Genomic DNA, 13,601 nt, shown 5'->3' with positions numbered 1-13,601 from the left:
CGGTCCTCACAGGTCCAGCACGAGCCGGGCACCCCGGCACCGGGAGACACAGATCATCATCGTGTCGCCCGCCGCCCGTTCCTCCTCGGTGAGGACCGAGTCCCGGTGGTCCGGGGTGCCCTCCAGCACGTCCGTCTCGCAGGTGCCGCACGTCCCCTCCGTGCAGGAGTACAGCACCTCGACCCCGGCGGCGCGCACCGCGTCCAGCACGGAGACGCCCGCCGGGACGGTCACGGTGAGCCCGCTGCGGGCGAGCGAGACCTCGAACTCCTCCTCGCCGCCCGCCGGTCGCTCCTTCGGCTGGAACCGCTCCACCCGCAGCGCCGCGGCCGGGCAGCGCGCCTCGACGGCGTCCAGCAGCGGCCCCGGGCCGCAGCAGTACACCAGGGTGCCCTCGGCCAGGTCGTCGAGCACCGGAGCGAGGTCCAGCAGGCCGGTCTCGTCCTGCGGGGCGAGGGTGACCCGGTCGCCGTAACGGGCCAGTTCCGCGGTGAACCCCATGGAGGCGCGGGTGCGTCCGCCGTACAGCAGCGTCCAGTCCGCGCCCGCCGCTTCGGCCGCCGCGAGCATGGGCAGGAGGGGGGTGATGCCGATGCCGCCCGCGACGAACCGGTAGCGCGGCGCGGGCTCCAGGCGGAAGTGGTTGCGCGGCCCGCGCACCCGTACCTTCCCGCCCTCGCCCACCTGCTCGTGCACATACGCCGAGCCGCCCCGCCCGGCCGTCTCGCGCAGCACCGCGATCCGCCACGCTGACCGGTCCGCCGGATCGCCGCACAGCGAGAACTGCCGTTCAAGACCCGGTCCGAGCAGCAGGTCCACATGGGCGCCGGGCTCCCAGCCGGGCAGCTCACGGCCCAGCGGATCGCGCAGGGTCAGCGCCAGCACGCCGTCGGCGGCCGGCTCCCGCCTGCTCACCACGAGTTCGAGTTCGCTCACCGCACGGCTCCTTCGCCGGTGTCGTGCCCTTCGGGATGCGCCAGCATCCACTCCCACATCAGCACCGGATCCTCGGCGGTGTGCTCCGCACCGCAGTGGCAGGTGCCGTGCAGCACATCGGTGCCCGGCACCCAGTCGATGCGGTACACCTCGCCGGTGCGGGGGCTCACCGGACCCCCTCGGCCGGCTTGTCGCCCTCCTCCACCAGCCGGGCCAGAATGCGCCGGGCGGCCAGACCGCCGGTGTCGATGTTGATGCTCAGCTCCTGGTACCCGGTGCGTTCGGTGCCGAGCGTGCGCTGCAGCAGGTTGAGCGCGTCCACGTCCTGCATCACCACGGTGTGGTTGTTGGCCCGCAGGAACTCGGTGACCTCGGCGTCCTCGGTGGCCCAGTCCCGGGACACCGCCCAGAAGTCGTACACCTTGCCGTCCGCCGACGGGGTGATGGCGTAGGTGATCTCGGTGTGGAAGCCGCGCGGATCGCTGCCGTCCGGCTCGGGCACGACGCCAGCCGGCGCGATCCGGCTGTGCAGCAGATACAGGCAGGGCGCGTGGTACTCGATGTCCTGCCAGCGGGTGATCCGGCCCTCGATGCCGGTCGAACGGGCGTAGAACGGCGGGCACTCGGCGTCGTCCATGTGCCGGCTGACCCGGACCACGCCCGCGCCCTCGTCCACCTCCGTGGTGATGGGCGTCTCGGCGACCTCGGGCGTGCCGATGTAACCGCCGTGCAGATACGTCTCGTGGGACAGGTCGAGGAGGTTGTCGACGAGCAGGCCGTAGTCGGCGTCGATCGGCTCCATGCCGCGTACGGTGGTCCAGCCGGGGGAGTCCAGGTGCCGGGCCCGGGGGATGGTCTGCGGGTCGGCGAGCGCCGGGTCGCCGATCCACACCCAGACCAGCGAGTCCTGCTCCACCACCGGGTAGGAGGCGACACGCGCGGTCCGCGGGACGCGCTTCTGCCCCGGCACGTACACGCAGGCGCCGGTGCGGTCGTAGGTGAACCCGTGGTACCCGCACACGATCCGGTCGCCGTCCAGGCCGCTGGAGGAGAGCGGGTACCTGCGGTGGACGCACCGGTCGTGCAGGGCGACCGGGGCGCCGTCCTCCTCGGAGCGGTACAGGACGAGCGGTTCCCCGAGGACCGTGCGGCCGAGCAGCTCGCGCCCGACCTCCTCGCCGTAGGCGGCGACGTACCACTGGTTCCTCGCGAAAGCGGTCATGTGAGGCATCTGTGCGGCTCCCGTCTGTGGGTGTGGCCACATCGTCGGGATGCGCCCGGCGGGCCGCAATGCCCGCTTCCGCCTCACGGAAGAACCGTTCGCCGGAGGGCTTAGCCGGACGCCCGCGAAGCCCTATCGTCGAGAGGTGACGTACGCACCGCCGCACGACGCGGACCACGGGGCCGGCTGGCCGAGAGGCAGCTTCCTCGGCAGGCTGTCCGACGCGGCGCTCGACGACCTGCTGGCGCTCGGGCGCCCACGCGACTTCGGGGCCAGGGACCTGTTGATCCGTCAGGGGAACACCGACCGCCACACGCTGCTGCTGCTGGCCGGCCTCGCCAAGGTCACGGCGACCGCGGAGAACGGCCGGGAGTCGCTGCTGGCCATCCGGCTCGGCGGGGACATCGTCGGGGAGATGGCGGCGGTCGCGGGCATGCCGCGGACGGCGACGGTCACCGCGTGCGGACCGGTGACCGCACGCGCCGTGTCCCAGGAGGCGCTGCGCGCGTTCCTGCTGCGCCGCCCCGACGCCGCGGTGGAGCTGGCGGGTATCGTCTCCGAGCGGCTGCGCTGGGCGAACAACAGGCGGCTGGAGTTCCGCGGTTACAGCGTGAAGGAGCGGCTCGCCAGGATCCTGGTCGACCTGGCGTCCATCCACGGCCGCCCCGGGCGGGACGGCGTGGAACTCGGCTTCACCCTGACCCAGCCGGAACTGGCGGCGCTGACGGGCGCCGCCGAGCCGACCGTGCACAAGGCGCTCAAGGAACTGCGTGCCGCGCACCTGATCGTCACCGGATACCGCAGCACGACCATCCGGGACCCCGACCGGCTGCGCGTCGAGGCGCGCCTGCTGCCGTCGGACCTGGACTGAGCCGTCAGCCCGGGACCGCCCTCAGCAGCACGCACAGCCCCGCTGTCGCGGCCATCAGGGCCGTGCAGGCCAGACCGGCCGTCGCCCAGCGGCACTTGGTCACGGTGACCGCCGCCAGGAACCGGCAGACCTCCCACAGTTCGGCCCCCGCCTGCCCCCCGGGGTCCTCGCCCGCACCGCCGGGCGGGGCCGTCACGGCCCTCGACATGGCGTGGACGCTGTACCTGTTGAACGCGGGCGGACGCCACAGCCGGGGCCGGAGGACCAGGGCGACACAGGTCACCCCCATGAGGAAGGCCAGGGCGAAGAGGGCGGCCAGCACGTCCAGCAGGGTGCCGCCGAAGGCCCGGTGCCCCCACCCGTCGCGGGCCGTGCGCACCCACGGCCCGAAGGAGACGACCAGGGCGGCCTGGACCCCGGCCAGTATCCCCGCCTTCCCGTCGGCGAGTTGATGCGTCGTCTGCAACGACGCCAGCATCACGGCCGGGTCGCCCCGCATGTGCCCGCCGCTGTCCGGTTCGTGTGCCATACCGATACCTCCGTGCCGTGAACCGCCCCTGGCTCGGGGCCCCTTCAGTAAGGCACCGCCGGCGGGGGCGGACCACCTACTTTTCCGGGTTCTCGAGAACCTCGGGAATCCCGTATTTCCACGGGGTCTCGGCCGGCCGGAACTGATACGACGGTGCCCAGTGTGCCGAGCATTTCCGGACGCGAGGTCTGCCTTGTCTCATTTCTGCAACAGCGGCACCCGGTGTCGGAGGTGTCTGTAATGCTGCACGTCCCTTCCCGATCGAAGCGTTCCGACGCGCGGAATTCGATCACCATTCCGAAGGAATAGAACATGAATCGAATGAGAGGTTTCTCGCGTCGACCCCTCCTGGCCGTGGACGCTCAGGGGTACGGGGCGAGCACTCCGCTTCGGAAGCACTGGATACAGACGGCGATCGACCACGCCCTGACCGAGGCGGCCACCGAAGTGGGCTTCGACAGGGGCGCCTGGAAGACGCAGGTCGCGGGGGACTCCGCACTGTCCGTGCTGCCCGCCGAGGAGTCCGAGCCGCTGCTCGTGGACGACTTCATGCGCCACCTCGACTCGGCCCTGTCCGAGGTCAACGACGGCCGCGAGCCCGGCGCCCGGCTGCGCCTGCGGGCCGCCGTCCACCACGGGCCCGCCGTCCCGGCGGCCGGCGGATTCTCCGACAGCGGGCCGGTGGAGATCTCCAGGATCCTCGACTGCGCACCCCTGAAGAAGGCCCTGCGCCTCAGCCCCCGCGCGCAGTTGGCGATGGCGGTCTCCCGCGAGGTCTTCCACACCGTGATCGGCCGCAAGTACACCACGCTGAAGGCGGAGGAGTTCCGGGAGTTCCGGGTCCGCGACAAGGAGTTCGACGACACGGTCTGGATCAGGGTCCTCGGCGGCGACGTCCACGGCCTCGGCGGCCTCGGCGGCCTGGACGGAGACGGCCCCGGGCCGCAGGACCCCGGGGCGCCGCCGTCCTCCCCGCCGGGGCCGGCCGGCATGCCCGGTCAGCAGTCCGTGCAGTACGTCACCGGCCCGGTGCACGGATCCGTCATCGGCATCGTGAACAACCCGGGCGCATGAACGACGGGACGGCATTCCCCGGGGTTCCGCGGCGCGAGACGGAACCGGGCGGCGGGGAAGGAATTACGGATTCGCGCACTCCGGAACGGCGGAAAGAGGAATCCGCGCGGCCGGTACCGGAAGACCGGACAGCCGAAGTGAATTCTGCGACGGATGAGGAAACCGAGGCGGCATCGCATCGCGCCTCTTCCCCGGAATCGGAGAAAGGAAGAGAAGCCGGGCCGGAGAACCGGAAGGCGCCGAAGGCAGGGAACCGAATGGCGTCCGGCGGGGAACCGGTGAGGTCGCCGGAGGGCGAGCCGCCCGCCGGCCAGAGCCCGAAGCGCGCCGCGGCCGAGGCCAGCGAGCAGGTGTCCGCCGTCCACACCACCTACATGACCGTCCACCAGAACCTGTCCGGCCCCGTGGGACCCGGCGGGGTGGTCGGCATCGCGGGGGCGGCCCCCCGCCCCCCAGGGCCGCGCCACCGGGCCCGTGCGGGAGGAGGAGGTCACCTTCCTGCTCAAGCGCTACGCCACGCCCGCCGCGTTCCCCGAAGCCCTCGAAGCCCTGCGCGCCGACCGGGTGGTGACCCTGATCGGAGAGTCCGGGACGGGCAAACGGTCCGGAGCCGTCGCCCTGCTGAAGAAGGTGATGCGCGGCGGGGGCCGGATGATCGTGCTGTCCCCGGACATCACCCTGGAGGACCTCGCGGAGCGGACCTTCGACAGCGGCAACGGTTACGTCGTACTGGACCGCGTCGACGACGGCGCCCTCAGGGACGCCCAGGCGGACTTCGCCTGGCGCCGGGTGCAGGAGCGCGTCCACAAGTGCGGGGCCCATCTCGTCGTCACCACCCGCCCGCGCATGCGGCCCGCGCTGCCCACCTCGGTCCGCCACGTCCTGTGGGAGGCCCCGTCCACCGAGGAGGTGCTGCGCCTGAGGCTGAACCTCGGCGGCTGCTCGGAGGAGACGATCGAGCAGGCGGTGAACCTGATCCGGCCCAACTGCCCCGTGGCCAAGGCCGCGGAGGTCGCCGACGGCATCTGCGCGGGACGCACGCCCGCACAGGTCTGGGAGGAGTACGACACCAACACCTACGAGACGGTGCAGCGCTGGTTCGACGCACCGGGCCGCACCATGCGGGAGATCCTCCAGGTCACCACCGTGGCCTTCGCGGCCGGCAACGGCATCAGGGCCTGCGAGCAGCTGTTCGCCCTGCTCGACTCCCACCTGAGCCGGGAGTTCACGGGCGCGGGCGCACCGCGGGGCGCGTTGAACAGCGTCCCGGTGTCCCTCACCGCGGCCGGCGTGCCGGCCGCGGCGGGCAAGGACAAGGCCCCGGCGGGGAAACGGGCCGGCGGCGCCGAGGCGGCCCTGTTCGACCACCGGCGCGCCCTGCTCGACATCGAGCTGCTGACCACCCGGCGGATCCCGATGGGCACGGTCACCCGTGAGGTCGTGCTGTTCGGCACGCCCTCGCACCGGCGCTGGGTGTTCACCGAGCTGTGCGCCCGCTTCGGGGTGGAGTTCTGGGACGCCGTGCAGACGTGGCTGACCGCCTTGCTGAGCGAGCCCGACGCCCCGTGCCCGTCCGGCACCGTCTCCGGAGACGAGTTCGAGGTGTCCATGGCCGCCGGGCTCGCGATCCTGGCGACCACGGACTTCGAGGAGGTCGTCCGCAGCTACCTGCTGCCGTGGGCCGCGGGCCACGCCGGCCGGCGCGGCCAGCGCATGGCCGTCTACGTGCTGTGGGACATGAGCCAGAGCGACCTGGGACTGGACACGGCGGCCCTCGCCATCGCCCGGGACTGGGCCCTGTCCGCCTCCCCGGAGCTGCGCGGCACCGCGGCGCTGGCCTTCAGCGGGTGGCTCGGTGTGCGCTTCCCCTCCGACGCCGTGAAGTGGCTGTGGCACCTCATCGCGAACGAGAACGGCTCCGGCATGGGCGCCGCCGCGCTGGCCCGGTTCTTCGCCCTGCTCGTCTACCACGACGAGGACCCCTCCCGCGTCCTCGGGCTGCTGACCTACCGGCTGGGCAAGCACGCCTCCACGTCCGCCCGGTCCCGTCTGAAGTCGCAGACCTTCGCCGTCGTGGTGACCATCCTGTGCATCCGGGACGCCTCGGGCAGGCCGGTGGCCATGCGCTACTTCGTGCTCCATCCCGACCGCGCGGACGCGCTTCTGCACCTGTGGGCCGGCGCCTTCTGCTACCGGCCGGTGCGCCGCATCGCGGTGCAGGCGTTCGCCGACCACCTCAGGGCCCTGCCGGTCCTCACCGAGGAGACCGAGACGGCGGCCCGCGCCCTGGGCAGGGGCTTGCGCGCCCACCTGCCCGACGCGGCGGAGCGCACCGCGCTCGGCACCGACCTCGTGCGGCTGACCCGGGGCAAGGGCCCGCACGACGCGATCCGCGCCCTGCTGGACGAACTGCGAAAGGCATGAAGATGAACGACGAGTCGCGTCCGCCCTATCCCGTGGTGTCGAGCCGGCACCTCGACCCCCCGGCCACCCGAGGCTGGCGCAGCCTGGGCGGCCCCCGGCGCGAGCCCGCGGAACTGCCCAGGCTCGGCCCTCACCAGGTGGCCGTGTACCGGGTCGGTGAGACCTGGGTCGAGGACCGGGGAGGCCTCGACCCGCGCTCGGACACGGCGGTCTCGGCCACCTCGGTGAGCGTGGTGGACAAGCGCAGGAACGTCCTGGTGGAGGCCATGGTCACCATACCCTCGGCCGACACCGACGACTTCGCCGTACGCGGCCGCTTCCGCTGCACGGTGGACGACGCCGTCGCCCTCATGCGCGACGGGGGACCGCCGGAGGCCGCCGAGGCCCTCGCCTCCTACCTGCGGGGCTGCCCCGGGCTCGGTGACGAGGGCCTGGACTACGGCGCCGGACAGCTCACCGAGGCACGCAAGACGGTCTCCGCCCGGGTCACCGCCTACTCCCTCACCGAACCGCCCCGGCTGCCCGGCATGTCGGCCGAACTGGTCGGTGTCGAGCTGCTGACACCAAGTCAACTCCGCGATTTCCACAAGAAGCTGGAGGAGCTGGAGCTGCGGCGCCGGCAGGACGAGGTGGAGCAGGCGGTCGAGCAGGACCGCAAGGTGCGCGAGCAGGAGCACCGGCAGCAGCTGGAGCTGCGGGACAAGCGGCACCAGGAGGAACTCCAGCGGCGCGACCAGGAGATCGAGCTGCAGCTGGCCGAGCAGCGGGCCGCCTACGAACGCGAACAGGAGGAACTGGACGCCGGCCAGACGGCGAAGCTGGGTTCCCGCTGGGCCCTGCTGCGGGCCTACCGCAGGAAGGAGCTGACGGCCGAACAGCTCGCGGACCGGCTCAGCGCGGCCGAGCAGGAGGTGCGGCAGGCCGAGGAGCGCCGGGACGAGACCGAACGGGCCCTGCTGGAGCGGCTGTCCACCCTCTGGCGCGAGGACCTCGTGCGCGACACCGAGCGGGCCGACCGGCGCTGGGAGCTGGAGCGGGAGCAGAAGATCCGCGAACTGGAGGCCATGCGGGAGGACCGCCTGGTGCGCAGCAAGGAGCAGCGCGAGGACCAGCTCCGCCGCGAACAGCACCAGCGCGAGGACCTGCTGCGCCACGAGCGCGACAAGAAGGCCCGCGTCGACCGACAGCAGGAGATGTACTTCGAGCTCTACAAGAAGCTCATCCAGGAGGGCCACACCGACACGACCCCGATCAACATGCAGACGCTGCTGGAGCGGATCGTCGGCGCCGGCCTCGGACCGGACGCCGGCGATGCCGGCAAGCAGCTGGAGAACGGCGACCCCATCGAGGGGGAGGCGCTCCAGGACCCGGCCGGCGAGAGCCCGTCCGACACTCCCGCGGACGGCGCCGCCCGGGTCGGCAAGGACGCCCCGCCGCACGACGAGGACCACGACAGCGACACCTACGACATCGGCGACGTGGGCAGGGAAGAAAATGGCTACTGACCGACGCATATCCCCCCTCCCCGCGGACCCGGCACGCGGGGACCGGGCCGGCCGGGGCCCGGGGCGGCTGCTGCGCGCCCAGATCGGCGTCCACGAACCCGTCCTCGACCGCGTTCCGTCCGAGCGCGTCGCCTACAGCCGGTACGGCGGGATCGTCCTCGCCACCGCGGTCCTCGGTGGCATCGCGGTGTGCCTGGCCCTGAACTCCCTGCTCGGGTCGGCCTCGCCCTGGGCTCTGCTGGCGGCCGGGACGGTGTGGGCCGTCTTCGTCTTCCTCGTCGACAGCTGGCTGGTCTCCAGCACACACGGCAGGATCACGGGCCGCCGGCGTCTCGCGCTGCTGCCGCGCTTCCTCCTGTCGCTCCTGCTGGGGCTGGCCATGGCGGAGCCGTTGCTGTTCCAGGTGTTCGCGCCCGAGATGAACAAGCACCTGGCCGGGGAGCGGGAGCAGGCCGTGCAGGCCTACTACCGCGACCTGCTGCGCTGCAACCCGGCCGACGGAACCTCCACCGAGAACCTGCCGGGCTGCGCCCACGCCCAGCTGGGGCTCCAGGGCTCCCCGGCGGCGCTGCGCACCCAGATCGGATCCGTGAAGGACCAGCTGGCGAAGCTCACCGCGCACATCGACGCGGTGGACAAGCGGCAGGCGAAACTGGACGCCACCTCCAACGAACTGTGCAGCAGGAAGAACTACATCCGCGTGGGCGGCGGACTGGACGTCACCCAGCAGTGCCGGATCGCCCGCCAGGAAGCCGACGGCTACCGCCACGGCAACGACGTCGACGCCGACCGCGCCAGGGCCACCGCCCTGCGGAACCGGATCGACACGCTGACGACCCGGATGAAGTCGGCCACCGACGAGTACCGGGTCAAGGTCCTGGACGCGGCCCGGACCAAACGCGCGGCCAAGGACCGGGAACTGCGCTCCACCGGCCTGCTCGACCGCGCGGACGCCCTGTGGGCGGTGATGACCAGCGCGTTCTATCCGTGCTTCCTCGGCATCGTGCTCCACCTGCTGCTGCTGGTCCTGGATTCCCTGCCGGTCCTGGTCAAGCTGATGGGCGGCGTCAGCCGCTACGACCGGCTGCTGCACCGCCACCTGGAGAGCGCGGAGCGCAGGTACGAGGCGGAACTCCGCGCGGAGGAGGACCGGCACCGGGAGCGCCTGGAGAAGGAACTGGCCGTGCTGCGCGCCGAGGGCGCACAGGTCAGGGAAGCAGCGTCCCACGAACTCGCCAAGGCCCGCGCCCGCCGTGAGTCGGAGCGCCGCGCCCTGATCGACGAACTCGCCGAGCGGCTGCTGCGCCGGGACGCCGAGAAGGACCTGACGGCCACCGCTCCCGACCTGGCAGGCGACGACCTGGCGCCCTGGGGTGCCGGGCGCTGAGACGCACGCCGAGGAGGCCGGCCGGCCCGCGCCGCCCGGCCCACCGGATCCGGGCCGGCGCCGGCCCGCCACCCCGCTCTCGCCGTACCCCCGACTTTCACACGGGCGCCATCGCACCCTTCCCTGACGTTTGCTGCTCTTGGAACACTCGCTCCGCGCAGATTCCGTCAGCCGAACGGCATCACGTACGTCAGGACGAGAGGACCCCCAGACCCATGCCCGAAGTCAACCGGCGCCGATTCCTCCAACTCGCGGGCGCCACCACGGCGTTCACCGCGCTGTCCAGCAGCATCCAGCGCGCCGCCGCGCTGCCCGCGCTCCACCGCACGGGCACGGTCCAGGACGTCGAGCACATCGTCGTCCTGATGCAGGAGAACCGATCCTTCGACCACTACTTCGGCACGCTCCGGGGCGTCCGCGGCTTCGGCGACCCCCGCCCCGTCACGCAGAACGGCAGGTCCGTCTGGAAGCAGTCCGACGGCACCCGGGACCTGCTGCCCTTCCACCCGGACGCCGACGACCTGGGTCTGGCCTTCATCCAGGACCTGCCGCACGGCTGGCAGGACACGCACGCCGCCTTCAACGGGGGCAAGTACGACAAGTGGGTGCCTGCCAAGGGCTCCACGACCATGGCGCACCTGACCCGCCAGGACATACCGTTCCACTACGCGCTCGCCGACGCCTTCACCGTCTGCGACGCCTACCACTGCTCCTTCATGGGCTCCACCGACCCCAACCGCTACTACATGTGGACGGGGTACGTCGGCAACGACGGCCAGGGCGGCGGCCCGGTCCTCGGCAATGACGAGAAGGGCTACGGCTGGACGACGTACCCCGAGCGGCTGGAGAAGGCCGGGGTCTCCTGGAAGATCTACCAGGACGTCGGCGACGGCCTCGACGCGAACGGCGGCTGGGGCTGGATCGACGACGCCTACCGCGGCAACTACGGCGACAACTCCCTGCTGTACTTCGACCAGTACCGCGACGCGGTGCCCGGCGACCCGCTGTACGACAAGGCCCGCACCGGCACCGACGCCCGCAAGGGCGAGGGCTTCTTCGACCGGCTGAAGGCCGACGTCAAGGCGGGCAAGCTGCCGCAGGTCTCCTGGATCGTGGCCCCCGAGGCCTTCACCGAGCACCCCAACTGGCCCGCCAACTACGGCGCCTGGTACGTCTCGCAGGTCCTGGACGCGCTCACCTCCAACCCCGAGGTGTGGGGGAGGACCGCGCTGTTCATCACCTACGACGAGAACGACGGCTTCTTCGACCACGTGATCCCGCCCTTCCCGCCGGCCTCCGGCGACCGGGGCAAGTCGGCCGTCGACGCCTCCCTCGACCTGTACAAGGGCGACGCGAGCCATGTCGCCGGCCCCTACGGGCTCGGCCAGCGCGTGCCGATGCTGGTCGTCTCCCCGTGGAGCAAGGGCGGTTACGTCTGCTCCGAGACCTTCGACCACACCTCGATCATCCGGTTCATGGAGCGCCGCTTCGGCGTGCACGAGCCGAACATCTCGCCCTGGCGCCGTACCGTCGCCGGCGATCTCACGAGCGCCTTCGACTTCTCCCGCAAGGACACCGGGCCGGTCGCGCTGCCGTCCACGGCTTCCTACCAGCCGCCGGACCACGACCGCCACCCCGACTACGTGCCCAAGCCGCCCGCCGACCCCGCCCTGCCGAAGCAGGAGCCCGGCAGCCGGCCCACCCGCCCGCTGAAGTACGCCCCCGTCGTGGACGGTTCGGCGGACACCGCGGCCGGCACGCTGAGGCTGACCTTCGCCTCGGGGCCGGAGGCGGGCGCCGCCTTCCTGGTGACCTCCGGCAACCGCACCGACGGCCCCTGGACCTACACCACCGCGGCCGGCACGTCCCTGTCCGACACCTGGAACTCGGCCTACTCCGGCGGCGTGCACGACCTCGCGGTGCACGGCCCCAACGGCTTCCTGCGCGTGTTCAAGGGCAGGGGCAGGGCGGCGGGACCGGAGGCGACCGCGCGGCACGTGGGCGACGACCTCGAGCTCACCTTCACCAACAAGGGTTCCGGCACGGTGAGGCTGAAGGTCGTCAACGGGTACGGCGGCGGCCCGGTCACCGTGACCGTACGGCCCGGTGCCACCGTCCGGCGCACCGTGGACCTCACCGCGAGCAGGCGCTGGTACGACGTGACGGTCACCTGCGAGGCCGACCCGGCCTTCCTGCGCGGCTTCGCCGGCCATGTCGAGAACGGACGGCCTGGCGTCAGCGACCCGGCGATCGCCACGGAGTGAACGGGCGATGAACACCGCTCCGTGCGGACTGGTCAGGTACCGGTCACATCACGGTAGTGTGCCCCGGTGACCACGCAATCGAACACTCCTGCAGGCTGGTACCCGGATCCGCACGGAGCACCGCAGACGCTGCGCTACTGGGACGGCGCGCAGTGGACCGAGCACACCAACCCGGCGCAGCAGCCCGCCGGTCAGGTGCCGCAGCAGCAGGCCGCGCCGCCGCAGCAGACGGCCCCCCAGCACCAGGCCGCGCCCCAGCAGTACGGCGCCCCGCAGGCGCAGGGCGCCGACCCCAAGGTGCAGCGCCAGGTGCAGCAGCAGGCCGGGGTCGCCGCCGGCGGCCCCGGCGGCGGCACCCTCTTCACCGAGCCCGTCCTGGTCGTGAACCAGAAGGCCAAGCTGATCGAGCTGACCAACGAGTACAAGGTCATGGACCAGCACGGCCGGGAGATCGGCTCGGTCACCGAGGTCGGGCAGAGCGCGCTGAAGAAGATCCTGCGCTTCGTCTCCAGCCTCGACCAGTTCATGACCCACAAGCTGGAGATCCGCGACGCCCACGGCCGGCCGCAGCTGCTGCTGACCCGGCCCGCGAAGTTCTTCAAGTCCCGGGTGATCGTCTCGCGTCCGGACGGCTCGCAGGTCGGCGAGATCGTCCAGCAGAACATGATCGGGAAGATCAACTTCGCGATGAACGCGAACGGCCAGCAGGTCGGCGCGATCAAGGCGGAGAACTGGCGGGCGTGGAACTTCGCGATCGTCGACCACGCGGACAACGAGGTCGCCCGGATCACCAAGACCTGGGAGGGCCTCGCCAAGACGCTCTTCACCACCGCGGACAACTACGTCCTGCAGATCCACTACCAGCTGCCCGAGCCGCTGCTGAGCCTCGTGGTGGCGACGGCCCTCACCGTCGACACCGCCCTCAAGCAGGACTCGCGGGGCTGGAACTGAGCGGGCCCCGACGGGGGGAGGTCCCGGACCTCTGAGCTACCTCAAGTCCCTTGTCCGTCAAGGGACCTGCGGCCAGCATGATCCCCATGGCTGTTTTCACGGGGTTGAGCAGGAAGCACGATGTCGTGCCGGTCATCCGGGACGCGGACGTGGTCGCCGACGCGCTGCGTGCGGCGCTGGCCGGGGCGCCGCCCGAGGAGCGCCCGGGCCTGGAGCGCGCCCTGGCACTCGTCGAGTCGGCGGCGTCCGGCAGCGAGGGCCGGGTCCGCGCCCGCTGGACCCGGTCCCGGCTGGCCGCCGTGGGCTTCACGGGGGACCTCGCCTCGGTCGCCGCGGTGAAGGCGCTGCGCCAGGCGGAGCCGAGGCTGAGCCTGCTGGCAGCCGTGCAGCTGCAGAAGGAAGCACTGGTCCACGCGGAGTGAACCGGCCCGCCGGCGC

Annotated in this window: 12 protein-coding genes; 8 read left to right on the top strand and 4 right to left on the bottom strand. The window is 72.0% G+C overall.

Annotation, left to right across the window (positions count from 1 at the left end; translation table 11 throughout):
- Positions 1–6: 6 nt before the first annotated feature.
- Genes ACGFZN_RS27590 through ACGFZN_RS27580 form a run of 3 tightly spaced genes read right to left on the bottom strand, consistent with a single transcriptional unit; the run spans position 7 to position 2,167 of the window.
- Positions 7–936, bottom strand: coding sequence for a PDR/VanB family oxidoreductase (locus ACGFZN_RS27590; protein ID WP_393861185.1), 930 nt, complete (start codon positions 934–936; stop codon positions 7–9).
- Positions 933–1,106 (bottom strand): hypothetical protein, encoded by a 174-nt coding sequence (locus tag ACGFZN_RS27585; protein ID WP_393861184.1) that lies wholly within the window; start codon positions 1,104–1,106, stop codon positions 933–935. The genes ACGFZN_RS27590 and ACGFZN_RS27585 overlap by 4 nt, the downstream gene beginning before the upstream one ends.
- Entirely contained in the window at positions 1,103–2,167 is a 1,065-nt protein-coding gene (locus tag ACGFZN_RS27580) for a Rieske 2Fe-2S domain-containing protein (RefSeq protein WP_393861183.1), read from the bottom strand. The genes ACGFZN_RS27585 and ACGFZN_RS27580 overlap by 4 nt, the downstream gene beginning before the upstream one ends.
- Positions 2,168–2,303: 136 nt before the next feature.
- Here ACGFZN_RS27580 and ACGFZN_RS27575 point away from each other — a divergent pair, with 136 nt between their 5' ends.
- Positions 2,304–3,029: a Crp/Fnr family transcriptional regulator gene (locus tag ACGFZN_RS27575; RefSeq protein ID WP_393861182.1), complete on the top strand. Its 726-nt coding sequence runs from the start codon at positions 2,304–2,306 to the stop codon at positions 3,027–3,029.
- Between the two features lie 4 nt (positions 3,030–3,033).
- Here the strand turns inward: ACGFZN_RS27575 and ACGFZN_RS27570 are convergent, their stop codons facing one another.
- Positions 3,034–3,558: a hypothetical protein gene (locus ACGFZN_RS27570; protein ID WP_393861181.1), complete on the bottom strand. Its 525-nt coding sequence runs from the start codon at positions 3,556–3,558 to the stop codon at positions 3,034–3,036.
- Between the two features lie 312 nt (positions 3,559–3,870).
- Between ACGFZN_RS27570 and ACGFZN_RS27565 the strand changes: the two genes are divergently transcribed.
- The 7 genes from ACGFZN_RS27565 (at position 3,871) to ACGFZN_RS27535 (ending at position 13,585) form a co-directional block, all read left to right on the top strand.
- Complete coding sequence (locus ACGFZN_RS27565) at positions 3,871–4,632, top strand: hypothetical protein (protein WP_393861180.1); 762 nt, start codon at positions 3,871–3,873, stop codon at positions 4,630–4,632.
- A 474-nt stretch (positions 4,633–5,106) separates the two neighbouring features.
- Positions 5,107–7,056 carry a hypothetical protein gene (locus ACGFZN_RS27560; protein ID WP_393861179.1) on the top strand — a complete coding sequence of 650 codons (1,950 nt, stop codon included), beginning with the start codon at positions 5,107–5,109 and terminating at the stop codon, positions 7,054–7,056.
- Positions 7,057–7,058: 2 nt separating this feature from the next.
- Positions 7,059–8,561: a hypothetical protein gene (locus tag ACGFZN_RS27555; protein ID WP_393861178.1), complete on the top strand. Its 1,503-nt coding sequence runs from the start codon at positions 7,059–7,061 to the stop codon at positions 8,559–8,561.
- A complete protein-coding gene (locus ACGFZN_RS27550) occupies positions 8,551–9,948 on the top strand; it encodes a DUF4407 domain-containing protein (RefSeq protein ID WP_393861177.1) in 1,398 nt (465 codons plus the stop codon). The genes ACGFZN_RS27555 and ACGFZN_RS27550 overlap by 11 nt, the downstream gene beginning before the upstream one ends.
- A gap of 215 nt (positions 9,949–10,163) precedes the next feature.
- Complete coding sequence (locus ACGFZN_RS27545; RefSeq protein WP_393861176.1) at positions 10,164–12,212, top strand: phosphocholine-specific phospholipase C; 2,049 nt, start codon at positions 10,164–10,166, stop codon at positions 12,210–12,212.
- 66 nt (positions 12,213–12,278) lie between these two features.
- Positions 12,279–13,163: a phospholipid scramblase-related protein gene (locus ACGFZN_RS27540; RefSeq protein WP_393861175.1), complete on the top strand. Its 885-nt coding sequence runs from the start codon at positions 12,279–12,281 to the stop codon at positions 13,161–13,163.
- Between the two features lie 86 nt (positions 13,164–13,249).
- Positions 13,250–13,585, top strand: a complete 336-nt coding sequence (locus ACGFZN_RS27535) for a hypothetical protein (RefSeq protein ID WP_393861174.1) — start codon at positions 13,250–13,252, stop codon at positions 13,583–13,585.
- Positions 13,586–13,601 lie beyond the last annotated feature (16 nt).

It is taken from the genome of Streptomyces sp. NPDC048192, assembly GCF_043202415.1.
Lineage (GTDB): Bacteria > Actinomycetota > Actinomycetes > Streptomycetales > Streptomycetaceae > Streptomyces.
Note: the sequence above shows the minus strand (reverse complement) of the source record. Positions and strands in the feature narration are given on the sequence as shown.